This is a genomic window from Jeotgalibacillus soli (assembly GCF_000829435.1).
Taxonomy (GTDB): Bacteria; Bacillota; Bacilli; order Bacillales; family Jeotgalibacillaceae; genus Jeotgalibacillus; species Jeotgalibacillus soli.
In genome coordinates, this window is the sequence record NZ_JXRP01000009.1 from 400,458 (window position 1) to 425,761 (window position 25,304).

The following is a 25,304-nucleotide window of genomic DNA, read 5'->3' on the forward strand; positions in this document are numbered from 1 at the left end:
ACGTCGATTTACTTGCATCGCCACCATTTTCTCTATAGCATTAAGATACGAAAATTTAATTACTTTTAAGGAGGTCCCTCATGAAGCCAATCGCAACCCACTCCTATATAATCATTACCCGTCAAATCTCCTGGGAAGAACAGCATATTATCGAATCTAAGCATGAGATTGTTTTATATGAAAACCGCATTGCGGATCAATCCCAGCTATTTTATTTAAATGAAGTGCTTGATGTGTCATTTAAATCCATTAATAAAGGATACGGTTTTCTCTACGTTCATACTGTAAAAGGGCTTTTTCCTTATAAGGTCAAAGAGGATCCTAAAGCTTTTATTGAAAAATACAAAGAGCTGAGATCGTATTAGCTCCAAAATAAAACCAGTTATTGTGAAGTATTAAAAGTTTTAATAACAATGCATCGACTGGAGTTTCGTCAGCTTCCTTCCCCTGGATCTTCAATTGCATCTATCCCAGCTTGTAAAAAACCGCTCGGATTGTATGGCGTTCAAGCGTGACATATTGTATTCTGCTTCAACTCAAGTGGTGAAATTGTCTTTATTATATGTTCAGCTACACTTTTCTGAAGTCCTTCCGGCAGCCTGCTAGATCACAGTGCATTTTAAATGAACAGAAATATTTTCAATAAATTACCCAAAACTTTCTTCAATAAGTTGAAGCATGGTAAAAGAAGATAAATATAATAAATTCAGGAAAAATGAACGATCACTCATATAAATTATCACAAATATGTAGTAAAATAAAAGTAACCTTGTAACAAAGCAAATAATTGATAGCGCTAACAAAATGATGTTTATTTTTAGTCGTGTTTACAAGCGTAAAGACCAAGCTATTTGCAGCTCGCTTTGACATAGCCGCTATAATACGAGACAATAGAAGGATACATTCTTGCAGATGAATGCAAGTTGATTTGTGCCGATATCATGACTGACTGCCATCCAAAAGCAGTGGTGAAGATAGATGAATTCCGTTAAACAGAGACCTATTATCAATATGATTTGATAGTTGTCCCTAGGTACCCTACGAAACTGCAGCCTTCTTACGAGACCTTTTATAACGATGTCTAACGACGAGTGAAAGGATCAATGTTTATATAGAAAGAAAAAACTTGCTCATTCAACAACGAAGAAAGAGAAAAGAATACAAGTAAAATGTGAAAGGATCAAAGGGGTTAGAGGGAAACAAGGGAGGGATCTTTATGCAGCGGATCATGATTGTTGAGGACAATGCTGATCTTCGCACAAAACTGACTGAAAGAGTTAGAGGGATTGGGTACGAGCCTATTCCTGTTACAGACTTTGAGCGTATTCTGGAGCTTTTTATTGAAGAAAAGCCAGACTTAGTCTTGCTCGACGTGGATCTTCCTTTTTTTGATGGCTATTATTGGTGCCGTCAGATTAGAGCGTATTCTCAATGCCCGGTGATTTATTTAAATGGAGACGAAGGTAGCAGAACAAACCATGAAACGGCTCAAAAGCGTGAAAATAGTGATACACTTGTACAACCGTTTTCAACAGAGATATTAACCACAGCGTTAAGAGATCAATTGACTAAAGCTTACGGCTCCAAGAATGAGCATGAAAAATTAATCCAATTTAAAGGTTTAAAACTCTTTGCGAAGCGATCAGAGCTGTATTTTGATAATAGAAGTGAAAAACTGTCAAAAAACGAAGCGGCATTGCTTGAAATACTGATTACCCGGGGGGAGCAAGTAACAAGCAGGGCAAGCTTAATCGACTCTATTCAAGAAAATGGAATTGAAATAGATGACCATATGTTAAATGTATATATTAGGCGCGTCCGTCATCGACTTACGAGTTTAGGCGTAAGCAATATGCTTGAAAGGGTAGAAAGAGTTGGCTATCGCATGAAAAGGCAGTAAGAAGTGAACCTATATTTATAGAGGGACTTTCACTGATAAGTTCCGAACGGCTGTGTTGATGGATTCATTGTTAACATTGACTAAGTTAACAGATAAAAAGCAATTTCTTGTCATTTGCGACAAGAAATTGCTTTTTAGATCGATTGATGAGAATTACAGTATTATGATAATGTTCGAGCAATAAGTGAATGAATAAAACAATTACACAGAAGCTCTTTTATTTTCAGTAAACGTTTAAAGAGGCCATAAAAGTGTCCGAAAAGAAATATCTACTGGAATAAAGCGGATAATATAAAGAGATTTTCACTGCTGAAGAGAGAATTACTATTTACAATAATGCTTAACTTTGGCTTAAAATATCCTGCTCATATGGGAGCAACCTTACGGAATAATGGCCATTTGGCTCCTTTTGGGAGCTTTTTTATTTGCTAGTTCCTTACCAACAATGGCAATTGATCTATAGCGTTAAAAGATTCATCATAGAGACCGCTAGCTGGAGGGAAGTATATATGTCGCGTTTATATGGAGCACTAATTGCTTTAAGTTTAATTTGGGGCTTATCCTTTGTTTTTATTAAATGGCTGGTGGAGCCGGCCGGGGTTTGGGGAACGGTCTTTTTGAGGTGTATGGCAGGAGCCTTAATTTTACTGCCGATTCTTTGGGTGAAGCGGAAGCAAATAAGACGGCCGATTCCTTGGAAAGCGCTGATCCTTGTTGGTATTTTTAATGCAGGCCTGCCCTGGGGACTCATTGCTTTAAGTGAGACGCAAATCAACAGCAATACAGCAGCAGTACTTAATGCCCTTACACCCATTTGTACCGGATTGATCGGTTTTTTATTTTTTTCGATCGAACTGTCACGCAGACAGTGGGGAGGTATTATCATTGGCTTTGCCGGGATTTTAGTGCTGATGGAATTTAGTGTGAGTCAGCTGTTTAGTCATGGCTTTGTAGGGGTGGGGACCATGATTTTGGCAGCTCTATGCTACGGCTTTGCATCTCAATATACGAGAAAATACGTGAAGGACGCTGGCGTGCTTTTGATCACAATCTATTCCTTGGTCGTAGGAGGGATAGTGGGATTGGTTGGAATATGGTTTTCAGGACCTATTCATTTAACAGGCACGTTTGATCCTTTATTTATCCTTTCCGTAATTGGGTTAGGCTGCTTTGGTTCAGGCATTGCTCATCTATTGTTTTATTACATGCTTACAAAGGGCAGTCCTGAATTTGCCACTACAGTCACCTATTTAGTTCCGATCACAGCCATGATTTGGGGATCGGTTCTGCTGAATGAATCAATAAGTGCAAATCTTGCTATAGGCTTGATGATTATCTTTTTTGGTGTCTATATAGCGACAAAGAAACCGAGGAAGAATGCTCGCAGCGTTGCTTATGAGAGCTAGGTCAAATCGATAGAATACATAGAAGGGATGTCATTCGTATGATCAATCTAAAAAAATATAATGGAGAGCTTCATAGAAAATCCGTGGAAAATTTCATGCTTCCGCCTGAACAAGCAGCCTTTACTGCCCACCCGAAAGAGGCGCTGGAGGCCTGCAAAATCGATCCGGCAAGGCTGCCTATGGTTGTGGAATCGAATGAAGGGGCAGTAGGCTTTTTTGTGCTGCATAAAGGGGATGGACCGCGCCCCTACACAAAGGATCCAAATGCAATATTATTGAGAGCCTTTTCGATTGATTATCACGAACAGGGAAAGGGCTATGCAACGATGGCTATGCAGGAAGTTGTTGAATTTGTACGCAGCAATGATCCCGCTGTCTCCCGGATTGTATTAGGAGTGAATCTGCAAAACAAACACGCGCAGAGAGTGTATGAAAAAGCAGGATTTATCGATACGGGAGAACAATATATCGGGAAACATGGGCCTCAGCATATTTTTTCTTACCGTTTGAAAAAAGAGTGATTTATTGAAACTTTAGTGAGTGAAAAATCGTATAGAAGGCAGAGGGGGGGAGCCAGATTAAAGAAGTATACCAACAGAGGGGGGGGAGCCAGATTAAAGAAGTATACCAACAGAGGGCTAGACGCTCTTTAATCATAGGTGCTGCTATTGCCGTGGCCGTTTTAGCGATTGCGCTGATCGTTCAAGCGAAGTGGGTGCTTAATCTGTTTGCTCCGTTTATGATGATGCTCCTTACTCCATACCTCCATTATAGCAGCAAAGCAAAAAATATACTGCTTGCAGAAGGAGCGGCAGAGAAAGAAGGAAGGTCCGTTCTTGATGAGAATGAATGGATTTTAAAAAGAGATTCAGGTTTTTTTAATGAATTTAAGTTTGTGAATCATTGTGGAGAGTACATAGGCTCGTTAAGGCCAGTGAATGTGCCTAGATGGATGTATTTCGCTGGAGCCATTATTAATCGATCGGAACAATTTTTTTCGGTTGCACATGGAATTTTTGATTCACATGGAAGACCAGTGACGGCTTATCGAGCGAAGAAATCCCATAAAATGACTACGCTTGAAATTCGTAATGAGCATGGTGTAACAGTAGGTTTTTATGAGGAACAGCGCTACAAGTCATTAATTAAGGCAAAGGGTGTATTAATGAATGCCAATCGAGAGGTGATTTTGGAGGCTTCGACAAGCAGCATGGCTGGTGATTTCAATCTGACGGATGAGAATGACCGTTTTTTTGCATCCTACCGTCATGGTTTTTTTGACTACGCAATGGCGGAGCCCTTTAAAAATGATCAGACAACCAATCAACTTGTGAAGGTTGGAAAGGATTTAACAAGAGACGAAAAGGTGCTTTTAGCTGCTCTGATTTGTTATTGGATGAGAAACATATATTAAGACCTATGCAGATTTCTTCTGTGCCCTCTCAGCCTCAAGAAATAAAGCTTGATGACGCTTATGCATCATGACCCAGATCAAAACCATAATGGAAAACAGGTTTAATAGAGCAAGTGAAATAATCGTCATTCTAAGCGGAAAAATATCGCCAAGGAACCCGGCAAGCAAAACGAACAGAATTTGTCCGGCGCTTTGAACCAAGCCGTAAAAGCTTGTTACTCTTCCCATGATCTTAATGGGTACATGCTGCTGATAAAAGGTTGTCTATCCCGTGTTAGCAAAGGAATTAAAGAAGCCAAGGATCACGAAGCCGGCGGCAATCATCGAAAACGAAGTTCCAAACGAGTATAGTAAATATCCTGCTGCGGTCATCAGCAGTCCGCTTCCAAATAAAAAACGAATGGAAAGCTTTTTTGAAAAAAAGGCGATCGTCGTAGCCGCTGTAATTGCTCCAATGCCTGTAATACTTATGAGCAAGCTGTATTGAACTTCTGAAAGTCCAACGACACTTTGTGTAAAAACGGCCTCCTGGGTATCCGTTGCAAAGGTTGTCATCAATGTACCTAAATATAGACCGAGTATGAGCATAAAAATAGGGGTTTTTTTGCCAAAGGAGTAGACAGTTATTGTGTCTTCCTTAATTGCAGAAAGAGACAAGGGTGATCTAGAAACAGTATATAAAATCACCAAGCTCTGAGATTCCTACACCTCCTAATAAAAGAGCAGGAAACGCCATTTCCTCCAAAAGCTGCTCATATTTATCACTGTCCCTTCCTGGAATTGCCACTTTATTAAACTCCATTTGACAAAAGCATTCTAGATCCCTTCAATATAAAACATGCAATATTGACGTTTTTATGATGGATGAAAAGACGATACCCAATTAAATTATTGGTTGCGTATTGAATGAATGCTCCGTATAATAAGTAAAAATTATACTTTTACGATCGATGAACAAGAGAGTATGGCAAAGTACATGCAAAAAGCGAGCCGGGGATGGTGAAAGCCTGGTGCAGCAGCTTTGTCTGAAACGCACTTGCGAGATGTACGCTGAACGAATGGAGTAGGCGTCACCGGATAAAGCGTCCGTTATTTGCTTAGAGTTGGTATTCATCATTTTTTGCTGATGAATGCAATTGGAGTGGTACCGCGGGCCTAAACACCCGTCTCCTGCATAGCAGCAGGAGACGGGTGTTTTTTTATGGAAAAAGGGGGGAATGTAACCATGATCACAAGGATCGCTTCAACCATAAATAAAATGGTGAATAGTGAGATCACCATCAACGAGATCGAATTACTGATTGAGCAGCCCAAGCATGCTGAGCAGGGAGACCTCGCCTTACCATGCTTTCGATTTGCGCGTACGATGAAGCTTGCTCCTAATCAAATTGCCGCTCAAATAGCTTCAGGTTTTACCTGTGAAGGTGTAATAAAGGTTGAAGCGGTGGGAGGATACGTGAATTTCTTCCTCGATATCCTAACGATTGCCGAAAACGTCATAACAGAGATTATCACGCAAGGAAACCATTATGGAGACAGTGATGCCGGGCAGGGACGTGCCATTACGATTGACCTGTCCTCCCCTAATATTGCAAAGCCATTTTCTATGGGACACTTGCGCTCAACGGTAATAGGAAATGCCATTGCGAACATGCTCGAAAAAAATGGATACACTCCTATCAGAATCAATCACCTAGGCGATTGGGGCACGCAATTTGGAAAACTCATTACGGCCTATAAGCGCTGGGGAGAAGAGAATAAAGTAAGACAGGATCCGATTCGTGAGCTTCATCAGCTGTATGTCTATTTTCATCAGCAAGCAGAAATTGACGAATCCCTTGAAAAAGAAGGAAGACAGTGGTTTAAGTGTTTAGAGGATGGAGATACAGAGGCAGTTGCTCTTTGGAAGTGGTTTAGAGAGGTATCGCTTGAGGCTTTTTCCCGCGTTTATAATTTAATGGGGATCTCTTTTGATTCCTATCATGGAGAAGCCTTTTACAATGACAAAATGAGAGCGGTCGTTGAGATGCTAAAGAACGCAGATCTGCTGGAGGAATCGGAAGGTGCAAAGGTTGTAAGGCTGGATGATGAAGGTCTGCCTCCATGCTTAATTATGAAATCCGACGGAGCTACGCTTTATGCAACACGTGACTTGGCTGCCGCTTTTTATCGTCAGGATCACTATGCATTTGCGGTATCGCTCTACGTAGTAGGAAATGAACAGACACTTCACTTTAAACAGCTCATTGCTGTATTAAATAAGCTTGGTGTGCCTTGGGCAAATGATCTTGTTCATATTCCATTCGGCATGATTCTTAAGGACGGAAAGAAAATGTCTACCAGAAAAGGGAAAGTTGTTCTTTTAGAGGAAGTATTGGAGCAATCGATTCAAATGGCGCATAATGCCATAATGGAGAAAAATCCTTCCCTGCATAACCGAAAGCAGGTAGCTAAACAAGTTGGTGTAGGAGCCGTTCTTTTTCACGATCTCAAGGTGTTCCGTCAAAATGACATCGAATTCTCATTGGAGGATATGCTGAGATTTGAAGGTGAAACAGGACCATATGTACAATACACACATGCAAGAGCATGCTCCATTTTGAGAAAAGCTGCATGGAATCAAGAATATCCGACGTCATTTACTACATTTGGAAAAGATGAAAGAGCGGTGGTGAAACAGCTGGCTGCATTTCCTGAAGAAGTGGAGAAGGCAGTTAAGGAATGGGATCCATCGAAGGTTGCAAAATACGTGATTGACCTATCCCAGGACTTTAACCATTACTACGCCCATACGAGCATCTTACAAGGCGTGAAGGAAGAAGAAAAAGCGCAGCGTCTAGCGTTGGTCCACGCTGTATCCATTGTGATTAAAGAGAGCTTGCGTCTTCTTGGAATGGAAGCACCTGAGGAAATGTAGGAATGGTAAAATAGATAAAAATGACAAATGAATATAATGGATATTTTATTTGGGGAAAATCGTCCTTATATAAAGGAGGAAGCCTGTTGAGTATAGAAGCGACATCACCTAAATGGGAGAAGGCAACATTTGCAGGCGGCTGTTTTTGGTGTCTTGTCCGCCCATTTGCAGAAATGGACGGTATTCAAAGTGCAGTAAGCGGCTATACAGGAGGAGATGAGCCAAACCCAGCATACGCTTCCGTTCGTACAGGTGAAACTGGCCATGTGGAAGCCGTCCAAATTACATTCGATCCATCTGTTGTCTCCTATGAGCAATTGTTAGATTGGTACTGGCCACTTACAGATCCAACAGATCCTGAAGGTCAGTTCAGTGATCGTGGACCAGCGTACCGTTCCATTATTTTCACCCATTCAAATGAACAGAAGCAGCAAGCGGTTGCTTCCAGAGAAAAGCTGGCTAAGAGCAGACGATTCTCAAAGCCGATTATTACGAAGGTTAAAGAAGCGGTCCCATTTTATCCAGCGGAAAGCTATCATCAGGATTTTGATTTAAAAAATAGCTTTCGATATGCCCTCTATTATCGTGGTTCAGGCAGGGCGGAATTTCAGCGGAATTTTTGGCCAAAGGATCGAACAAAGCTGAAGGGCATCCTGACAGAGATACAATATTTCGTGACGCAGGAAAATGGGACGGAACCACCGTTTGATAATGCCTATTGGGATAACAAAGAAGAAGGAATTTATGTTGATGTCGTATCGGGAGAACCGTTATTCAGCTCTAGAGATCAATATGATGCAGGATGCGGCTGGCCATCCTTTACAAAACCAATCACGGATTCCATGGTAAGAGAGCAGTGGGACCTTTCTACAAGACATACGCGCAGAGAAGTGAGAAGCAGAGAGGCAGATTCGCATTTAGGACATGTATTTGAAGACGGACCAGGTCCTTCAGGTTTACGTTATTGCATAAACTCTGCTGCACTCCGGTTTATTCCGAAAGAAAAACTGAAGGAGGAAGGATATGGGGATTTTTGTATTCTTTTTTTGATGAAGAGATAACAGAGACAGCACTTTTGAATGGCCGAAAATAGTAATGAAAACATGAAAAGATCTGTCAAAAAGGATGCGTGCAATTTCCGCACGCATCCTTTTTATGTGTTATCCGACAATTTCCCAGGAAATACGGGAGACTTCTTCAAGCTCTTCTCTTGTTAGCTTAAATGTCATCGCTCCGATATTTTCCTTGGCATGTTGAGACTTAGAAGCACCCGGTATGGCGAAAATTGTATCACCGTGATAATGAATCAGCCAGTTTAGCGCAACCTGGCTTGCACTTGCTTCATATTTTTCTGCCAGTTCTTCAAGTTTTTCAATTAGCGGGTAGGATTTTGCCAGCCCTTTTTCTTGGAATTTTCCTAAATACTTTCGAACTCCGCTGGCTTGTTGAATTAATGAAGGGTTTTTATGAAATTTCCCGCTTAAAATCCCTTGTTCGAGAGGAGAATAGGCGATTAGGGAGATGCCAAGCTTTTTCGCAGCGTCTACTACACCATTCTTTTCAATTCGACGGTCTAACAGACTGTACTTTACTTGGTTGGATGCCAGATGTAAACCATACTCCTGCAATCTGGTATGAGCTTGTGTCATTGCTTTGGCGTTGAAATTACTCACTCCGATATGAGCAATTGCTTTTTTTTCAACAAGCTTGACCATGTTGTCCATTTCTTTTTTAACGGAAGAAATAGAAAATGGCTGATGAACTTGATACAGGTCGATGGGGCGCTGGTTTAATGATTCCATTCTTTCTTCAATGGTGTTTGTAATGGAGCTGGCACTTCGGAACAGAGGCCACCATTTTGTTGCGATTCGTGCATCCTCCGGGGAGATTGCCAGCTGATCAAGTGTATGGGCCAAATTTTTTTCAGACTGTCCTTTTCCGTAAACTTCTGCTGTATCAAACCAGTTGATTCCCCCGTCCAGAGAGGTTTGAACAATTTCTTTAATGACGGACTCGTCCATGGCTGTCCAATAACCGCCTACGAGTCCTTTTCCATTACTAAATTGCCAGCAGCCGAGCCCGAGTGGAGAAAGCTTTAGGCTCGTTTGTCCCAATGTGCGTTTTTTAACGTTTACCACTCTGTCATTCCTCCAATTCCTGAATAAAGCCTTCAAATCTATTCATTAGCATACGATGTTAGGACAAATAAGAACAGTATGGAGGCTCTGAGATAATAATAGTAAAAAAAATCACCTGCTTCTTTTCGAGCAGGTGGGTCGGAAATAATGATTAATGATGGGTGGAAATAGGTTTTTTTAAGCTTTCTGATAGTAGTTTATCCGCCCATATCTGATAGCCGAGATCGTTTGGGTGAATCATATCGCTGAGAGCATCCTTAACCTCGAAATTTCTGTTGCCCAGTTCCTTTGAAATTTGCCCATGTGTGTCAAAGTAGTTCCACGCATTTTCACGGGAGATCTGTTCTGTAAAATCTACATAATCCTCAAAGGTCAATCCAAGGCTGTTTAGCCCAGAGGAATTAAGATTGTTTTTTAAAATAGGATTAGGAGAAATAAAAAGAATTTCAACACCAGGGATCTGTCGTGTGAAGGTCGAATACAGCTGTTCAAGAGAGGATTTCGTATCCTCAAGGGAGACCGACTGGCGGTAGTTATTGATCACGGATGTCTCCAAAATGAGTAAGTCCGGTTTCCCTTTTATGACGTTAAATAGGATATCATTTCGAAGCAGCATAACCGATGAATAGCCGGAATGCCCATGATTGGCTATCGTTATGTGCTGAAGGGGCCTGCTTGCTTGACGAATTTCTTTTTGCAGCAGAGCGCGCCAGCTAAACTCAGGAGAGCTTGCTCCAACACCCTTTGTGACGCTGCTTCCAAGCATGGCGATATTGGCATGATTATTTTGCAAAACTCGATAGGTTAAAAAATCGAGGTAGGTGATGTCTGAATTCGTTCTGGGATTTAAGCGCTGAAGTTCACTTTGAATTTCTGTTTGCTTTTGCCTATACTCACCACGGACCATTCCAAGTAACATGAGCAACACAGCAGAAGCGAGTAAAAGCTTAACAATTTTCTTCATAATTCCTTCAAAACAACCCCTTCTCGTTATAATGACAAATAATAGCCTATTACACCTTTTACTTTAAAGGAAAAACTTGTCTGTATCAATAGGCCATTAGCTAAGATTAATGGTCGAAGCATATGCACGAGCACTCAAGTTAGTTTGAGCGATTATCATCTATTCATTACAGCTTGGATGCAGAAATAAAAGGGAGAAAAACGTATACTTGTAAATGAATAAATGATTTAGCGTGAGAGGAGAGGTTTACATGGGTGCATTAAATCAACATATAATTATTGAGCGTCCAATTGAGACTGTATTTGCCTGGACAACCGATATGGAGCGAGCTCCTGAAATTATGGATCATGTTGAGAAAACTGAAAAAATTACCGAGGGTCCCGTAGGCAAGGGAACTCAATATAATGAAATACGCAATGTGGGGAACAGAAGAGTTCAAACTACATTGGAAGTAATAGAGTATATACCGAACACATCCTATGCGGTGCTGAGTGATCAAAATGGTGTGCAAATTTCGTTTCGCTATGAATTTACACCTCAAGGGAATGAGACGCATGTAACATTTAATGGAGACATTAAAACAAGAGGACTAGCGAGAACCTTGTTTAAAGGGATGATTGTTCGAATGATTGCGAAAGAAGAACTTTTGCATTTAAGTAATCTTAAGAAATATATTGAAAAAAATACGGAAGGCAAATAGCTGCCTGCATTTTTGAAATGATACGGTTTTTCCCCGCTGGTGAATGATTGGATTGTATGGTGCTGCCGGGTCGGGTATGATGGGAGTATTGCATATGGATATTGCCGAAAAGCTGTAATCCATTGAGGAGAGATCGATGTATGGTGAATGTGAAAATAAAGAAAAGATTTGTTGAAAAAATTCTTGGTGGCTATCCGTTATTAACAAAGGATATGCTTGTAAATCCTGAACAATTAGAAAAAGAAGGGGAAGTCCTTGTTGCAGCCGACGAACGTGGAAGATTCTTAGCAAGAGGCTTTCAAGGCAGTCAAAATAAAGGTGTGGGCTGGCTGTTAACCTGGGATTCTGAAGAACAGGTGGATCAGCGATTATTTTCCAATCGCCTCCGCGCTGCCCTTGGCCGCAGGAATCTGTGGTTCGCTAAAGCGGATACGACTGCTTTCCGTGTATTTAACGGAGAAGGAGACGGCATCGGGGGATTGACGATTGATTTCTTTGATGATCACTATTTGTTTACGTGGTATAGTGAAGGGATTTATGCGTTTCGCGAAGAGATATTAAATGCTTTTGAAGAGTTAGCTGACTATAAGAGTATTTATGAGAAAAAACGATTTGATACGAAGGGTCAGTACGTAGCAGACGACGATTTTGTTCGCGGTGAAAAACCTGACTTCCCATTGATTGTTAAAGAAAATGGAGCAAGCTTTGCGATCTACTTGAATGACGGAGCAATGGTGGGGGTATTTCTTGACCAGCGAGATGTCAGGAAAGCCATCAGAGATCGTTATGCAGAAGGGAAAAATGTACTCAACACCTTTTCCTATACGGGGGCCTTCTCCGTTTTTGCGGCATTAGGCGGAGCGGTCAAAACGACGAGTGTAGACCTGGCAAATAGAAGTGTGGCAAAAACAATCGAACAATTCAGCATGAATGGAATTGATTATGAGGCTCAAGATATCCTCGTCCGCGATGTTTTTCGTTATTTTGATTATGCAGTCAAAAATAAACTTAAATTTGATCTGGTCGTGATGGATCCACCTAGCTTTGCACGTTCCAAAAAGCATACGTTCAGTGCGGCCAAGGATTATAAGGATTTAATGAAGCGAGCTATTGATGTGACAGAAGATAAAGGAATCATTGTTGCTTCAACAAACGCTGCTTCATTCAATATGAAAAAATTCGAGCGTTTTATTGACGAAGGCTTCAAAGAAAAAGGCTTACGCTATGAAATACTTGAAAGCTATTCACTTCCAGAAGATTTTAAAACGACTTCAGCTTTCCCAGAAGGCGATTATTTAAAAGTGCTATTTGTGAAAAAGAAATAATTGTGATCGAAATCCACACTCTATAACGGGGTTGTGGATTTTTTGCTCAGTTTTTATAAAAGGCTATTTGAAAGGGAATGGTTGATTTTGGCATGATGTTGATTGGAGCAGATGTGTGAGGCTCCTGCTTAGAGAAGCGAGTCAAAGGGAGTCCTCGCCCGCGGAAAGCGAGCGCCTGAAGCGGAAATCAACAGATAGGTTTAACGGAATCTTATTTGAAAAAATGAATGATGAGGAGAATGGAAAATGGCGTCCCCTTTAAAAGAGCTTTTCAACGAACATATGCTGAGAGGATTTTCCGAAGCAGTTCAAAAAGAATACCCGGTTTTTCAAACAGAAGCGTTTATTGCTCAAGTATTAAATGATGAATGGGAACAAAAAGAACTTAAGGAACGGATGCGGCATGTGACGATCACACTTCGTCCATTTTTGCCTTCCAAATATAATGAAATGATCGATCTATTATGCAAAATCACCCCTCATTTCAGCGGACTTGCATACTTGTTTTTACCTGATATAGTTGAAGTATTTGGACTGGATGAGGATTGGGATGTATCGATGGAGGCCTTTGCCTGCTTGACTCATGCGTGCAGTGCTGAGTTTGCGGTTCGTCCATTTATTGAACGCGATCCTGAACGCATGATGAAACAAATGCACCAATGGACAATGCATGAAAGTGAGCATGTCAGACGTTTAGCAAGTGAAGGCTGCCGTCCTCGATTGCCATGGGGACAAGCGTTAAAATCCTTTCAGAAAGAAGCTTCATCCATTTTGCCTATTTTAGAAGCGCTTAAAGAGGATCCGTCTCTGTATGTTAGAAGAAGTGTTGCCAACAACCTAAATGATATTTCCAAAGATCACCCCGCTGTTGTTAAGGAGATTGCTGCAAAATGGTATGGCCGTCATGAAGAGACAGACTGGATCATACGTCATGCAGTGAGAGGACTGTTGCGAAAAGCTGATCCAGAAATCCTCGCTTTATTTGGTTACTATGGAGAGGCATCAGTGGATGTGACACTGTCATTAGATCGTTCACAGTTAAGAATTGGAGAAAATCTTACTTTTCAATTTACCATAAGCCGGCAAGCGCTGAATGGGAAATTGCGAATAGAATTCGCTGTTGATTACGTAAAGGCGAATGGGAAGACGTCGAAAAAGCTGTTTAAAATTACAGATACATTTCTTAAAGAAGGGACTAGAACATTCGAGCGAAAATTATCCTTTAGAAACCTGACAACTCGAGTGCATTATCCGGGAGAACATCGCCTGTCCATTGTCATTAATGGAGTGGAGAAGGCTTCTGCGCTTTTTATGTTAACTAGTGAATAGTCTTGTACATTTTCTGTTCGAATTCGACTCGTGCTCGAAGCCTTTCACAAAATGACTAACAGGAGGTTACCTGACAAGGTACCTGTTTTTTCCTGTCAAAAGGGTTAAAATAAAAGGAGCAAAGTAGATAGGAAGGGATGGCTGTGACAGAGGTTATAAAAATTTCTGCAAGACGATTGGCGGAGTACGTGTATCGTGCAGGAAGCATTGATGCGCGTATCGGAAGTCAGACGGCTATGACGGAAGGAGTCCGAATTCATCAGGAAATTCAACGTAAATATGAAGTACAGAATCAAAAAGAAGTGCCTCTGTCTCGGGAAATGGAAGTGGACGGGTATGTCTTTTTGCTTGAAGGACGCTGCGACGGGATCTTATCTGTTGATGGACAAGTAATCATTGATGAGATTAAATCGACATCGCAGCTGTTAGATGAGGTGACAGATCCTTCTAAGGTTCACGTCGCTCAAGCAGTCGTTTATGCATGGATCGTGACAGAAGACCGTTCACTTGATCAAATCAATGTGCAAATCACTTATGTTCAATCCTCTACAAAAGAAATAAAGCGATTTGTAGAAACATATGACCGCGCAGCTCTCCAAAAAGAAGTAGAAGAAATGATTCAGCATTATGCCCCGTTTGCCTTATTATTGGAGCGGCATCAACACAAGCGAAATGAATCGATTAAACAATTAAACTTTCCATTTGACCACTTTCGGCAAGGACAGCGAAACCTGGCTGGTGCTGTGTATAAAACGATTAATAAGAAATCAACGCTTTTTGTACAAGCACCTACAGGAATTGGAAAAACAATCTCCACAATTTTTCCAACGGTTAAATCTATGGGGGAAAGGGCTGCGAGTCATCTAATCTATTCTACGGCTAAAACGATTACAAGAACTGCAGCAGAACAAGCATTGAATCTAATGAATGAAACGGGACTGCATTTGTCTTCGGTAACGATGACGGCAAAGGATAAAATTTGCTTCAAGGAGCAAACGATCTGTCAAAAGAGCTATTGTGAATATGCTGATGGCCATTTTGATCGCATCAATGGGGCAGTACTAGATATTCTTAGTAATGAAACGATGATGACGCGCGGTGTCATAGAAACGTATGCCAAAAAGCATCGTGTTTGTCCGTTTGAATATTCAATGGACCTTTCCTATATAGCGGACGCCATGATCGGAGATTACAACTATGTATTCGATCCGAGAGTCGCGAGAAAACGAATCATGGGGGAACAAAAGCATTCAACAGTATTGCTTGTCGATGAAGCCCACAACCTGGTCGATCGTGCGCGCGAGATGTACTCAGCTGTTCTATGGAAATCACCGTTTCTAGTATTGTCTAAGGGGGCGCATTTGACGCTTGTTCAAGCTGCAAAACGCGTAAATAAAGCATTTTTGGCTTGTAAAAAAATGTGTGAAAACGATGAATATGTGATTCTGAAGGAGATGCCTCAGGAAATCATAGAAGCATTGAACGATTTTTATTCTGAGGCTGAAAGAGTTATCGCCCAAGGAAGAGAAGAAACGGATGAAACGCTGATCAATCTCTATTTTTCAACGCAGCAAATGCTGAAAGTGGCCGAGTTAATGGATGAACAGTTTTATTGCTTGATTGAAAAAAGAAATCAGGATGTCATGCTGAAAATTGTCTGCATGGACCCGTCAGCATTTGTCAAAAGTACAACAAAAAGCTATAAAGCAAGCATCTTTTTTTCTGCTACACTATCGCCTCTTCCTTATGTAAGAAGATTGCTGGGTGGAGAAGCCGATGATTATGTTTTGACGATTCCATCACCCTTTCACCGTGAACAATTGGATGTGAAAACCTATCCGATTTCAACGAAGTACAGGGACCGTGAGAGAACGTTGGATACCATTCTTTACACATTAGAAAAAGAGATAAAAGAGCAGGCTGGAAACTTCCTTGTATTTTTTCCATCCTTTTATTATATGGATAGAGCAATGGATCGATGGAAACAGATCATGCCGGGTGACGGAATGAAAATGATGGTTCAAAAACAACTCATGACAGAAGAGGAGAGGGAGGAGTATATTACCAGTTTCTCTGAGGCGGCTGAAAATAGGGTCATAGGATTTGCTGTTATGGGTGGAATGTTTTCCGAGGGGGTGGATCTTCCGGGAAAACGGCTGACGGGTGTTGCGATCGTTGGAGTAGGTCTTCCGCAGCTCAGTGTGGAGCGTGAGCAAATGAAAAAATACTTTCAGGAGCAAGGGGTAAATGGCTACAACTATGCGTATGTATTTCCAGGTATTAATAAGGTGCTTCAGGCAGGAGGGAGATTAATACGTTCTGAGACAGACCATGGAACACTGCTGCTAATAGATGACCGATTCACATCTCCGCTTTACCGGCAATTGTTGCCGCCAGAATGGTGAAAACGATCGTTAAATAGTAAATACAAAACAGCTAGCCTTCGCTTTCTTACAAGCAAAAGCCAGCTGTTTTTTAAGTATGTATATTTTTCACTCGACCTACTTGTCCATCCTCTAAGCGAACTTTAATCCCATGTGGATGATTCGGTGATTTTGTTAAAAGATCCTTCACAATTCCACGTGTAAGCTTGCCGCTTCTCTGATCCTGTTTTAGTACGATATCGACTTCAAGTCCCGGACGAATATTGCTTCGCTGCTGTCCATTCATATTGTAGCCTCACTTTCTTAATCATTATTGTATAGGTTGGCTTAATCATACCATGGAAAATGAAAAAAAGAGCATAGGAGTAAATGGTTCTAATAATTAAGCTTTATTAAAGTCCATTGTTGATTTTGCACTTCGTTGATTTGTAGTAGCGGAAGGCGCAAGACTCCTGCAGGCGGAAGCGGGACAGGTGAGACCCCACAGGTGCGTCTGCTAGGCTGCTGAAAAAGTCGCTCATTTTTAAACTCGTAAAATCAATTCCCAAAATAACATTGATTTTACGATTGATTATGGGATATAACCACTACATTTTTTTGAAAAAAGAGAGATAAAGTGGGGATTGATTTTTCGCTGTTTTTGAAAACCTTACTCTTTCAGTGCCCTCCGCGTCTGCACCGAGAAGGCTCACCGCCCGCGTTGCGGAAAGCGATCGCCTTCATGCTGCAATCAACAGACACGTTTAATAAAGCCAATAATTAAAAAACGTGATACGATCTCATTAAGCAGATCAATCATTATTTTAATAAAGCGATGGAGTGGAGTTTAAAACGGTTAAAAGTAAAATCAAAGTAGTTTAGCTGCACCTTGTAGATTACTTTTATAAAACGGTTAATAGCACCGATATAGTCATTATGTATTTAGGGCAAAACATAATGCACACTAACAGGATAAAAAGGATTGAATAAATTTGATTATTTCACTATTAATTATTGCGATAGGATTAATCCCTATTGTATTAGCGATAAATGTATTGAGAATTTACAGAGGATCGGAATTAGGCGTTACGTTATTGCTTTTTATGCTGCTGATTAGTCTTTGGCAAATTGACATTGGCGTCCTATATTTAAAGGATATGATCTCTATTGATCTGATTTTACAATTATTTCAGTTCTTCCGAAGGGGGCCTACATTTATCGTACCTGTTACATTTTATATTGCTTACCTTATTATACATAGACATTCACCAAATTTTAAAAACGCTGCTTATTATAGAATCCTTTTATCGTTATTTAACCGTAAATTTCTGTGGTTGTTTGGAATCGGAAGTGTGGTCATTTACTTTATTAACTGGACAAAGCTTGGCATAGTAAGGATTAAAGGAAGTCAAGGTTTATTACTCCGATACTAGCTTGTACTTTCCGATTTATGGGGATCTGCATTATCTTTATTTACTCCATACCAGCAGTTTTGTTTTCTTATTAATCATTATTTATTTTATCTCCCGAGGGATTCAAAATGTTTATTTAAAAGAATTTCTAGGTGCTTTTTCTTTATGTTCTTTTCTGTTGTTTATCACAGGTTTTATGAATTTCATCCCTGGTACAGGTGCGATCATAAGCAGTGTTGGGGTAATTATTTTTTCATCTATTATTATCTTTTCTTTTGTCAAAATGAATACATTAATGACGATTAATTACAATCGGTTAACGGAGCGCCAAAAAAAGCTAGATTATACTGGTGAGCTAACGACTAGTTTAATTCATGAGGTTAATAATAATTTGCAAATTATTAAGGCTTACTCCAAAATGCTGCCTCAATCAACACCATTGACAACAGAGAGTACCCATATGGTACAAATGATTCAAAAGGCATCAAAGCAGCTAGAGGATTTAACTCGAAACTATGCTGTCTATATTAATAGAAATTCAGTAGATTTTAAAATGGTTGATTTAAATACAGTAATTGATGGTGCAATCGATATCGTGTCAGAAATGGTAAAAGAGAAAAGGATAGATCTTTTTTTTGAAAAAAAATATAAGCCGCTAAAGGCTTATGTTAGTGAAACCTTCTTGAAGCAAGTATTTATAAATTTAATTAAAAATAGCTGTGAATCAATTACTGAAGAGAAAGAAGCAAGAAGTATTAAGATTGAGACAATTATACTGGCTGATCAAATTTATATTGATATTATCGATACCGGCCACGGTATACAGGCAAAAAATTGGGAAGAAATTTTTGATCCTTTTATTTCCTCTAAGAGCAATGGGATGGGTGTTGGGCTTCCGTTTGTAAGAAAAATTATTTTTGAACACCGTGGTGAGATCAGTGTGCATGAAAGCAGTCCGATGGGGACAACATTTAGAATTAAGCTGCCGCAGTATGAATTCAGCGAATTATATAAACGATGACCAAAAACGCTCAGATAACGATCTGAGCGTTTTTGAAGATATCGACCAAATCGCAGATCCTATTAGTAGTAAGCTCTTACTTCACATTTTCTCCATCAAACGGCGAGCGATCTGTTCATATTCATCACGGCCGATGCCTGGTGCAAATTCTTCAGGAAGGTCGTCAAGCTCTGGAATGGGTGCTCCCTGTGGAGTACCGTCCTGTACAACAAGCGGCTGACCGCTGCTTGGGTTGGTACCTTTCCAGATTGCGCGGATATCTTGATAATCTCCCGCATCATTCCACGTGAATAAGACATTTCCGACGCCTTGGTCTTCGTATTTTCTCGCATGATCAAAAACACGATTATCCAAGCTTGGTACAGGAAGCATCTTTGTTAAATCAACACCGGTAGCCATTTCTATTGCTTTTGCGTAGGCGAGGACATGTGTACCTCCGCGAACAAGCAAGTAGCCGATCAGCTCCCGTGCAGTTGGGTGGTCAGTCATTTCATATACGCGCATTTTATGTGTCCTCGCACCACATTCAAGGAAGAAGTTATGCATAAGGTCCAACACTAAATTTCCGCTTGAAAACACGTAATCCCCCCGCCAAGGATTTCCCATGGAATCGCCAGCAAGCGAAGTCTGAGCGTTAGCTAAAAAAGCATAGGTGTTCCGCTTATTTTTCGCATTTTGAAGCGGTGTCAAATCCGGTTCAGCTGTGAAGGTTGTACCCTTTTGAAGCAGGTTAATGGTGTTTGAGACAAGCTCAACATGGCCGAATTCCTCGGCAGTAATACTCGCAACCAGGTCATAGAAGGGTTTAAGTTTATTTTTTTGACGAAAATTAAACGACTGGTACATATAGTTATTTAGTGTCGACATTTCTCCAAACTTTCCGCCAAGCAGCTCCTGTACGGCGGCAGCAGCATTGGCATCACCATACTCAGGTGCAGGGAGCTCGATTAGCAGTTTGTTCACTCGTTTAAACATAAATTCTCCCCCTCCAACGTTCAATAAAAAATAAACGTTTGATCGCTTCTGGCTATTTGTATGATAGAACGGGGGAGAATATGTTTCATCAATTGCTGTTTACGAAGGAGAGACCCAGACAATCTCCTGGATACGAATAAAGAAAGGAGTTCGGTTAATCTCAATGACGATGTGATCAGGCGTTACCTTGCTTAAAAGCCCTTGAATAGGATTTTTAGTTGTTTGTACGACTATGTTTTTGCCAACGACCGACATTAACGTTTGATAAACATAAGGATCAAATGCACTCCTTAACTGTACAGCTTGCTGTGGTTGACCATTCATTTCCAGTTCACCCCTTCTTTGCAATCGCCATATTGTATGGCCATAGGCTGATGGTGGTGACAGCCAATAGGTAGTTTGAAAATAGAAAAATAAAACAGTGTTTGAGCTGAGATTAATCCTATTCAAAAGATCCTTTGTACTAGCTAGCGTTTTTTTCTTTCTTTTATTCAAAAAAAGGAGATAATATAATGCATGAGAACTATTAAAATAGACTAATATAGTCTATTAGCCTATTAATTTAGGGGCGAATTAAAATGTAAGATTGTCCAGGAAATTGAAAAACTATTAAGTTAATTTAGAAATGAATTGACATTCAACCGAGAGTGGCTTAAATTTTATTTATTCAGATTTTTTGGATAAGATTACTGAAGTGGGGTGGAAGTATGACGAATAGGGTTCAGAAGAGTTCGCAGAAACAGCAGAAAGTCCAAGATTTTGAAAAAATTGCTAGAAGCAGTAAGTATCTTGAGCTAACAAAAGCTAAAAAACGTTTTCTTGTACCATCTGTCATCATCTTTTTCAGTCTTTATCTACTATTTCCTATTTTAACCTCTTACACAACGTTCTTAAATACTCCAGCAATCGGGGTTATTTCATGGACTTGGTTGTATGCGCTTTCATTATTTATTATGACATGGGTATTAGTAACTATTTATATGAAAAGAGCTGCTGTTTTTGACAAAATGGCAGAAGAAGTATTGAAAGAAAATGGGGTTGAGGGAGGTCAGGATCTATGAATGCAACCGTCATTAGTTTGTTTTTGATCATAGTGGGGATAACGCTTGCCATAACGTACTTCGCTGCAAAACGAACGAATACCGCTAGTGAGTTTTATACAGCGGGAGGAGGGCTGACTGGCTGGCAAAATGGACTTGCCATTGCTGGGGATTATTTATCAGCAGCATCTTTTTTAGGGATCGCAGGTGCAATTGCATTATTTGGCTTTGATGGTTTCTTTTTTAGTATTGGATATCTTGTTGCCTATCTTGTTGTGTTGTTTATTGTAGCCGAGCCGCTGCGCAACCTTGGAAAATATACGCTGGCGGATATGATCAATGCACGTTTTCAGGCCAAGAAGGTTCGCGGCACTGCCGCACTTAGTTCCATTACCATTGTTATTTTCTATATGATCGCACAGCTTGTTGGGGCCGGAGCATTAATTCAATTACTTTTTGGAATTGAGTATTGGATGGCCGTTTTACTTGTTGGTATTATGATGACGATTTATGTAATATTCGGCGGGATGACCGCAACTAGCTGGGTTCAAATCATTAAAGCTGTGCTATTAATGGTAGGAACCGTCATTATTTCCTTCCTGGTATTTTCTCGCTTTGATTTTAATTTATTTCAAATGTTTAGCGAGATGCAGTCGGCAACACCGCTTGGAGCAGATTATTTGAATCCGGGTGCGAGATACACGGTTGGGCTGGATACGATTTCGCTTATGATTGCGCTCGTACTTGGAACGGCTGGACTACCTCATATTTTAATGCGATTTTTCACAGTTAGAGATGCAAAAACCGCTCGAAGTTCAGTAATGTGGGCGACATGGATTGTTGGCATTTTCTATGTATTGACCATTTTCTTAGGCTTTGGAGCAGCAGCTTTTGTTGGCAGAGAAGCGATTATTAGTGAGAATCCTGCAGGGAATATGGCCGCTCCTTTACTCGCTCAAGTATTAGGAGGAGACCTATTATTTTCCTTTGTAGCAGCTGTTGCTTTTGCGACGATTTTGGCGGTAGTTGCAGGGCTCGTACTGTCAGGGGCTTCAGCCTTCGCGCATGATATTTACGGACAAATCATTAAAAAAGGAAAAATTACAGAGAAAGAGCAAATGCTTGCAGCGCGTTATGCTTCTCTTGGAGTATCAATATTTTCAATTTTACTTGCTCTATTTGCACAAAATCTAAACGTTGCTTTCCTTGTTTCTTTAGCTTTCTGTGTAGCGGCAAGTGCTAATTTACCAGTTATTATTTTCACAATTTATTGGAAGAAGTTTAATACAACAGGAGCAATGGCTGGTATGTTAACGGGGCTTATTTCATCTCTCATTCTCGTTATTTTAAGTCCGAATGTATTTAGCCCTGAAGGAACGGCCATGATTACCGGCGATCCAATCTTCCCATTAACGAATCCAGCGCTTGTTTCTGTCCCGCTTGGCTTTATAGGAGCTGTAATTGGGACATTAGTGTCTAGTAAGCAAGAAGATACTAAAAAATATGCTGAGGTTAAGGTTAAGGCAGACACGGGTTACCGTGAGACATTATAATGTAAGGCAATAATTTCAATTCAATTAAAGCCCCGGTGCATACTGGGGCTTTTTGTCCTTTTCATAGGAAGTAGTTTTGATAATCAAGCAAACAAAATCGGATGTTGTGTTGTGGATTTCAAGAAAATAAAATAGCTCATACAAGTAAAGCCGTTGCATCGTGAATCCAGCGGCTTATTTTACTATTTATCCTTTTCTTTTTCTTCATTTTCTTCATTGTATTCACGCAATTCTTCAACTGTTTTTTCTACAGCTGTCTTTTCTTCGTCTGAATCGCTTTTAACCGTTTTAACCGCTTTATCCAGCAATTCCTCGCTTTTTTTCTTATCAGCCATTGCTATCATCCTCTTCCATTAAATTTGCTTATATCATAGCTGAAGAAGGTTTGATTCACAAGTAATTGACATAAAAAGACGAACTTCGATATGTTGATTTATACTGAAAAATCAATCAATTTTATATGAAAAAGAAAATAGAACCAATATGTACAGTTAGGTTTTAAATTGAATGTTATATGGGAATAGAATATCAAAGAGAGAATGGCTTGCTTATTAGCATGCAAAAGAAAGGAAGCAATAGAATGAAAATTGAAGCATTTTTGGATGAATTTGAGGAGCTATATGCCCGTGTTACATCAGGTAATCACCTGGATGAATCTTATGCGGAGTTAATGATAAAAATGGAAAAAACATTTGAAATTCCAGTTGTGATTACAGAAGAATGGGAACAGGAAAATAAACCAATTAGTACGCTGTATCGTGTGATTGCCAGCAATAGATTAATGCAATCATGAACTTCATTCGATGAAATCAAAAGATTGTTTTTTATTTTCAAAATATAGTTTAAGCACTAATGTTTAGAGGGAAAGTGAATGATATAACAATCATATAGGAGGGTCATTTATGGGACTTATTATTGCATTAATTGTGGGCGGACTTATAGGCTGGTTAGCCGGTATTATTATTGGTAAGGATGTTCCGGGTGGAATTATAGGAAATATCGTAGCGGGGATTGTTGGGGCTTGGTTAGGGGGCTTACTCCTTGGCGCTTGGGGTCCTCAATTAGGCGGATTTTATATATTCCCTGCACTTATAGGTGCAATCATTGTTGTGTTCTTGCTCGTAATAATTGCACGAGCAGTAAGAAAAAAATAAATAATGCAACAGTCTGAGAGCCGCTTTCACAAGCGGCTCTCAGACTGTTATTTAAATGCTTTTAATCAAGTGATTGAACAATTTCATATAAATAGTCTGCAATCACACGGAGTCCTTGGTCAAAATTCTCTAAGTGGAAATGTTCATTCGGTGCATGGAAATTCTCACCTGGAAGACCGAATCCCATTAATACAATTGGCTTTTTCAGAATTTGATCAAAGGTAGCAACAATTGGAATCGAGCCGCCTCCTCGAGTATATGCTGTCGGCACGCCATACACTTTTTCATATGATCGGCCAGCAGCTTGAATAGCAGGGTGATCATAAGGAGTTACATAAGGAGCACCCTTATCGAAAGGCGTAACCGTTACTTCGACGCCTGCTGGCATATGCGCATGAATATGTTTTGTCAGCAGCATTACGATTTCATCAGGGTCCTGATGGGGAACAAGGCGGCAAGTAATTTTTGCATGGGCTTCGTTCGGCAAAACGGTTTTGATTCCTTCCCCTTGGAAGCCTCCCCATACACCGTTAACCTCTAATGTCGGGCGAACCCATGTCCGTTCAAGATAGCTAAAGCCTTCTTCACCGAACAATTCAGATACAGCAAGCTCTTTCTTTAGTTCATCCTCTGAAAAGTTTAATGCCTCATATGCTTTCTTTTCCTCATCTGTAATTGGCTCGACCTTCTCATAAAACCGGTCTACCTGAATGACCCCATTCTCGTCCCGGAAGGAGTCAAGCAACTGCACTAGAGCATGAATGGCATTTTGCACACCACCTCCGTATAGACCAGAATGAAGATCACCCTTTGCTCCTTTTACGTCTATTTGGACACCTGCAAGTCCGCGCAGCCCGTAGCAAATAGCAGGCTTTCCTTTTTCCTGCATCCCGGTATCTGAAATCAAAATGACGTCAGAAGCAAGCAGCTCTTGATTCTTTTCAACGAATTCAGGAAGATGAACACTCCCGATTTCTTCTTCCCCTTCAATTAAAAATTTCACATTAACAGGAAGCTCTCCTTGAGTCTGCATGATGGCTTCGATTGCTTTAAGGTGCATAAAGGATTGTCCCTTGTCGTCCGTAGCCCCCCGAGCATAGATTTTATCCTCTCGAACAGTCGGCACAAAAGGAGGAGTTTCCCAAAGATGCAGCGGGTCAACCGGTTGAACATCATAATGGCCATAAATTAAAACTGTAGGCTTTCCTTCAGCATGGAGCCAGTCAGCATACACGACGGGATGACCTTTTGTCGGGTAAAGCTCCACGTTTTCCATCCCTATATCTTTTAAAGCTTGTGCAAGCCATTCAGCACCCTTTATTGTATCCTCTTTATGCGCTGAGAGTGAGCTGATACTTGGAATGGATAGCCATTCTGTTAGTTCCTTTAAATGTTTTTCTCGGTTACTTGCTAAATAGTCATTAATGGTATTTTGCATCAATGATCCCTCCTAAAAAATGATTTTCAATTTATACAAATCATACAGACTTGACAAAAAAAGGGTAGTGAGTTACAATAAAGGTTGATCGATTTACGAGAGTATTGATTGGTTCTCAATATCCAATCTAAATTTAATAAAAGGTCTGGCGTTTATAGGCCTGAATGATGTTGACTCGCTAATGAGTGAGGTCACAGAGCAGTAAAAGTTCGTTTGACACCGTCTATAGGTAACTAAACCTCTAAGCATGTCGCC

At 40.4% G+C, this 25,304-nt stretch carries 27 protein-coding genes and 1 other annotated feature; of the genes, 17 read left to right on the forward strand and 10 right to left on the reverse strand.

The window, feature by feature from the left end; all coding sequences use genetic code 11:
* Positions 1–80: 80 nt before the first annotated feature.
* From KP78_RS04940 to KP78_RS04960, 5 genes are all read left to right on the forward strand, one after another.
* Complete coding sequence (locus tag KP78_RS04940; protein ID WP_041086805.1) at positions 81–365, forward strand: hypothetical protein; 285 nt, start codon at positions 81–83, stop codon at positions 363–365.
* 851 nt (positions 366–1,216) lie between these two features.
* Complete coding sequence (locus KP78_RS04945) at positions 1,217–1,900, forward strand: response regulator transcription factor (RefSeq protein WP_041086806.1); 684 nt, start codon at positions 1,217–1,219, stop codon at positions 1,898–1,900.
* A 509-nt stretch (positions 1,901–2,409) separates the two neighbouring features.
* On the forward strand, positions 2,410–3,306 hold the full coding sequence (locus KP78_RS04950) for a DMT family transporter (protein WP_041086808.1): 897 nt from the start codon (positions 2,410–2,412) through the stop codon (positions 3,304–3,306).
* A gap of 38 nt (positions 3,307–3,344) precedes the next feature.
* Positions 3,345–3,827: a GNAT family N-acetyltransferase gene (locus KP78_RS04955; protein WP_041086810.1), complete on the forward strand. Its 483-nt coding sequence runs from the start codon at positions 3,345–3,347 to the stop codon at positions 3,825–3,827.
* Between the two features lie 152 nt (positions 3,828–3,979).
* On the forward strand, positions 3,980–4,720 hold the full coding sequence (locus KP78_RS04960; RefSeq protein WP_041086812.1) for a hypothetical protein: 741 nt from the start codon (positions 3,980–3,982) through the stop codon (positions 4,718–4,720).
* A gap of 3 nt (positions 4,721–4,723) precedes the next feature.
* On the opposite strand, the gene KP78_RS19940 is transcribed toward KP78_RS04960, so the two are convergent.
* From KP78_RS19940 to KP78_RS20555, 3 genes are read right to left on the reverse strand one after another with little or no spacing between them, the layout of a single operon-like run.
* Positions 4,724–4,948, reverse strand: a complete 225-nt coding sequence (locus KP78_RS19940) for a hypothetical protein (protein WP_052474594.1) — start codon at positions 4,946–4,948, stop codon at positions 4,724–4,726.
* A gap of 36 nt (positions 4,949–4,984) precedes the next feature.
* A complete protein-coding gene (locus KP78_RS04965; RefSeq protein ID WP_131272591.1) occupies positions 4,985–5,410 on the reverse strand; it encodes an MFS transporter in 426 nt (141 codons plus the stop codon).
* The gene (locus KP78_RS20555) at positions 5,385–5,522 is read right to left on the reverse strand and encodes a hypothetical protein (protein WP_157841445.1); all 138 of its coding nucleotides are present in this window, start codon (positions 5,520–5,522) and stop codon (positions 5,385–5,387) included. The genes KP78_RS04965 and KP78_RS20555 overlap by 26 nt, the downstream gene beginning before the upstream one ends.
* A 139-nt stretch (positions 5,523–5,661) precedes the next feature.
* Positions 5,662–5,894: a binding site (T-box leader), on the forward strand.
* A 51-nt stretch (positions 5,895–5,945) separates the two neighbouring features.
* Here KP78_RS20555 and argS point away from each other — a divergent pair.
* Together argS and msrB are read left to right on the forward strand one after the other, a co-directional pair.
* Positions 5,946–7,637 carry an arginine--tRNA ligase gene (gene argS / locus KP78_RS04970; RefSeq protein ID WP_041087529.1) on the forward strand — a complete coding sequence of 564 codons (1,692 nt, stop codon included), beginning with the start codon at positions 5,946–5,948 and terminating at the stop codon, positions 7,635–7,637.
* A gap of 92 nt (positions 7,638–7,729) precedes the next feature.
* Positions 7,730–8,698, forward strand: a complete 969-nt coding sequence (gene msrB, locus KP78_RS04975) for a peptide-methionine (R)-S-oxide reductase MsrB (protein ID WP_041087530.1) — start codon at positions 7,730–7,732, stop codon at positions 8,696–8,698.
* Positions 8,699–8,797: 99 nt separating this feature from the next.
* Here the strand turns inward: msrB and KP78_RS04980 are convergent, their stop codons facing one another.
* Together KP78_RS04980 and KP78_RS04985 are read right to left on the reverse strand one after the other, a co-directional pair.
* Positions 8,798–9,775, reverse strand: coding sequence for an aldo/keto reductase (locus KP78_RS04980; RefSeq protein WP_041086814.1), 978 nt, complete (start codon positions 9,773–9,775; stop codon positions 8,798–8,800).
* A 151-nt stretch (positions 9,776–9,926) separates the two neighbouring features.
* Positions 9,927–10,739: an SGNH/GDSL hydrolase family protein gene (locus KP78_RS04985; protein WP_052474597.1), complete on the reverse strand. Its 813-nt coding sequence runs from the start codon at positions 10,737–10,739 to the stop codon at positions 9,927–9,929.
* A 250-nt stretch (positions 10,740–10,989) separates the two neighbouring features.
* Between KP78_RS04985 and KP78_RS04990 the strand changes: the two genes are divergently transcribed.
* The 4 genes from KP78_RS04990 (at position 10,990) to KP78_RS05005 (ending at position 16,498) form a co-directional block, all read left to right on the forward strand.
* Complete coding sequence (locus KP78_RS04990) at positions 10,990–11,439, forward strand: SRPBCC family protein (RefSeq protein WP_041086816.1); 450 nt, start codon at positions 10,990–10,992, stop codon at positions 11,437–11,439.
* A gap of 140 nt (positions 11,440–11,579) precedes the next feature.
* Positions 11,580–12,764 carry a class I SAM-dependent rRNA methyltransferase gene (locus tag KP78_RS04995; RefSeq protein ID WP_041086818.1) on the forward strand — a complete coding sequence of 395 codons (1,185 nt, stop codon included), beginning with the start codon at positions 11,580–11,582 and terminating at the stop codon, positions 12,762–12,764.
* 246 nt (positions 12,765–13,010) lie between these two features.
* Positions 13,011–14,093: a DNA alkylation repair protein gene (locus KP78_RS05000; protein ID WP_041086820.1), complete on the forward strand. Its 1,083-nt coding sequence runs from the start codon at positions 13,011–13,013 to the stop codon at positions 14,091–14,093.
* A gap of 143 nt (positions 14,094–14,236) precedes the next feature.
* A complete protein-coding gene (locus KP78_RS05005) occupies positions 14,237–16,498 on the forward strand; it encodes a helicase C-terminal domain-containing protein (protein ID WP_106388531.1) in 2,262 nt (753 codons plus the stop codon).
* A 70-nt stretch (positions 16,499–16,568) separates the two neighbouring features.
* Here KP78_RS05005 and KP78_RS05010 read toward each other — a convergent pair whose 3' ends face one another.
* Positions 16,569–16,763: a YwbE family protein gene (locus KP78_RS05010; protein WP_041086824.1), complete on the reverse strand. Its 195-nt coding sequence runs from the start codon at positions 16,761–16,763 to the stop codon at positions 16,569–16,571.
* A gap of 685 nt (positions 16,764–17,448) precedes the next feature.
* Between KP78_RS05010 and KP78_RS18515 the strand changes: the two genes are divergently transcribed.
* Positions 17,449–17,889, forward strand: a complete 441-nt coding sequence (locus KP78_RS18515) for a hypothetical protein (RefSeq protein WP_052474599.1) — start codon at positions 17,449–17,451, stop codon at positions 17,887–17,889.
* Between the two features lie 157 nt (positions 17,890–18,046).
* Positions 18,047–18,889, forward strand: a complete 843-nt coding sequence (locus KP78_RS05015; RefSeq protein WP_157841446.1) for a sensor histidine kinase — start codon at positions 18,047–18,049, stop codon at positions 18,887–18,889.
* Between the two features lie 81 nt (positions 18,890–18,970).
* On the opposite strand, the gene KP78_RS05020 is transcribed toward KP78_RS05015, so the two are convergent.
* Together KP78_RS05020 and KP78_RS05025 are read right to left on the reverse strand one after the other, a co-directional pair.
* The gene (locus KP78_RS05020; RefSeq protein ID WP_041086826.1) at positions 18,971–19,864 is read right to left on the reverse strand and encodes a manganese catalase family protein; all 894 of its coding nucleotides are present in this window, start codon (positions 19,862–19,864) and stop codon (positions 18,971–18,973) included.
* A gap of 99 nt (positions 19,865–19,963) precedes the next feature.
* Positions 19,964–20,188 carry a YuzF family protein gene (locus KP78_RS05025; protein WP_041086828.1) on the reverse strand — a complete coding sequence of 75 codons (225 nt, stop codon included), beginning with the start codon at positions 20,186–20,188 and terminating at the stop codon, positions 19,964–19,966.
* Positions 20,189–20,571: 383 nt separating this feature from the next.
* Here KP78_RS05025 and KP78_RS05030 point away from each other — a divergent pair, with 383 nt between their 5' ends.
* The gene (locus tag KP78_RS05030; protein WP_041086830.1) at positions 20,572–20,925 is read left to right on the forward strand and encodes a DUF485 domain-containing protein; all 354 of its coding nucleotides are present in this window, start codon (positions 20,572–20,574) and stop codon (positions 20,923–20,925) included.
* Positions 20,922–22,457, forward strand: a complete 1,536-nt coding sequence (locus KP78_RS05035; RefSeq protein WP_041086831.1) for a solute symporter family protein — start codon at positions 20,922–20,924, stop codon at positions 22,455–22,457. Before KP78_RS05030 ends, KP78_RS05035 begins: the two co-directional genes overlap by 4 nt.
* A 182-nt stretch (positions 22,458–22,639) precedes the next feature.
* On the opposite strand, the gene KP78_RS19950 is transcribed toward KP78_RS05035, so the two are convergent.
* Positions 22,640–22,792, reverse strand: coding sequence for a hypothetical protein (locus KP78_RS19950; RefSeq protein ID WP_157841447.1), 153 nt, complete (start codon positions 22,790–22,792; stop codon positions 22,640–22,642).
* Between the two features lie 245 nt (positions 22,793–23,037).
* Between KP78_RS19950 and KP78_RS05040 the strand changes: the two genes are divergently transcribed.
* Positions 23,038–23,250, forward strand: coding sequence for a hypothetical protein (locus tag KP78_RS05040; RefSeq protein WP_041086833.1), 213 nt, complete (start codon positions 23,038–23,040; stop codon positions 23,248–23,250).
* Positions 23,251–23,359: 109 nt separating this feature from the next.
* The gene (locus KP78_RS05045) at positions 23,360–23,611 is read left to right on the forward strand and encodes a GlsB/YeaQ/YmgE family stress response membrane protein (RefSeq protein ID WP_041086835.1); all 252 of its coding nucleotides are present in this window, start codon (positions 23,360–23,362) and stop codon (positions 23,609–23,611) included.
* Between the two features lie 61 nt (positions 23,612–23,672).
* Here KP78_RS05045 and KP78_RS05050 read toward each other — a convergent pair whose 3' ends face one another.
* Positions 23,673–25,049 carry a dipeptidase gene (locus tag KP78_RS05050; RefSeq protein WP_041086837.1) on the reverse strand — a complete coding sequence of 459 codons (1,377 nt, stop codon included), beginning with the start codon at positions 25,047–25,049 and terminating at the stop codon, positions 23,673–23,675.
* Positions 25,050–25,304 lie beyond the last annotated feature (255 nt).

Excerpts from the sequence above, each read along its gene's own strand:
- KP78_RS04985 (WP_052474597.1), bottom strand. The coding sequence starts at position 10,739 with ATGAAGAAAATTGTTAAGCTTTTACTCGCTTCTGCTGTGTTGCTCATG.
- KP78_RS04940 (WP_041086805.1), top strand. The coding sequence starts at position 81 with ATGAAGCCAATCGCAACCCACTCCTATATAATCATTACCCGTCAAATC.
- KP78_RS05040 (WP_041086833.1), top strand. The coding sequence starts at position 23,038 with ATGAAAATTGAAGCATTTTTGGATGAATTTGAGGAGCTATATGCCCGT.
- KP78_RS05030 (WP_041086830.1), top strand. The coding sequence starts at position 20,572 with ATGACGAATAGGGTTCAGAAGAGTTCGCAGAAACAGCAGAAAGTCCAA.
- argS (WP_041087529.1), top strand. The coding sequence starts at position 5,946 with ATGATCACAAGGATCGCTTCAACCATAAATAAAATGGTGAATAGTGAG.
- KP78_RS20555 (WP_157841445.1), bottom strand. The coding sequence starts at position 5,522 with ATGGAGTTTAATAAAGTGGCAATTCCAGGAAGGGACAGTGATAAATAT.
- KP78_RS05020 (WP_041086826.1), bottom strand. The coding sequence starts at position 19,864 with ATGTTTAAACGAGTGAACAAACTGCTAATCGAGCTCCCTGCACCTGAG.
- KP78_RS05050 (WP_041086837.1), bottom strand. The coding sequence starts at position 25,049 with ATGCAAAATACCATTAATGACTATTTAGCAAGTAACCGAGAAAAACAT.
- KP78_RS05000 (WP_041086820.1), top strand. The coding sequence starts at position 13,011 with ATGGCGTCCCCTTTAAAAGAGCTTTTCAACGAACATATGCTGAGAGGA.
- KP78_RS04990 (WP_041086816.1), top strand. The coding sequence starts at position 10,990 with ATGGGTGCATTAAATCAACATATAATTATTGAGCGTCCAATTGAGACT.
- KP78_RS19950 (WP_157841447.1), bottom strand. The coding sequence starts at position 22,792 with ATGGCTGATAAGAAAAAAAGCGAGGAATTGCTGGATAAAGCGGTTAAA.
- KP78_RS05035 (WP_041086831.1), top strand. The coding sequence starts at position 20,922 with ATGAATGCAACCGTCATTAGTTTGTTTTTGATCATAGTGGGGATAACG.
- KP78_RS04995 (WP_041086818.1), top strand. The coding sequence starts at position 11,580 with ATGGTGAATGTGAAAATAAAGAAAAGATTTGTTGAAAAAATTCTTGGT.
- KP78_RS05025 (WP_041086828.1), bottom strand. The coding sequence starts at position 20,188 with ATGAATGGTCAACCACAGCAAGCTGTACAGTTAAGGAGTGCATTTGAT.
- KP78_RS04955 (WP_041086810.1), top strand. The coding sequence starts at position 3,345 with ATGATCAATCTAAAAAAATATAATGGAGAGCTTCATAGAAAATCCGTG.
- KP78_RS04950 (WP_041086808.1), top strand. The coding sequence starts at position 2,410 with ATGTCGCGTTTATATGGAGCACTAATTGCTTTAAGTTTAATTTGGGGC.
- KP78_RS05010 (WP_041086824.1), bottom strand. The coding sequence starts at position 16,763 with ATGAATGGACAGCAGCGAAGCAATATTCGTCCGGGACTTGAAGTCGAT.
- KP78_RS04945 (WP_041086806.1), top strand. The coding sequence starts at position 1,217 with ATGCAGCGGATCATGATTGTTGAGGACAATGCTGATCTTCGCACAAAA.
- KP78_RS05045 (WP_041086835.1), top strand. The coding sequence starts at position 23,360 with ATGGGACTTATTATTGCATTAATTGTGGGCGGACTTATAGGCTGGTTA.
- KP78_RS19940 (WP_052474594.1), bottom strand. The coding sequence starts at position 4,948 with ATGGGAAGAGTAACAAGCTTTTACGGCTTGGTTCAAAGCGCCGGACAA.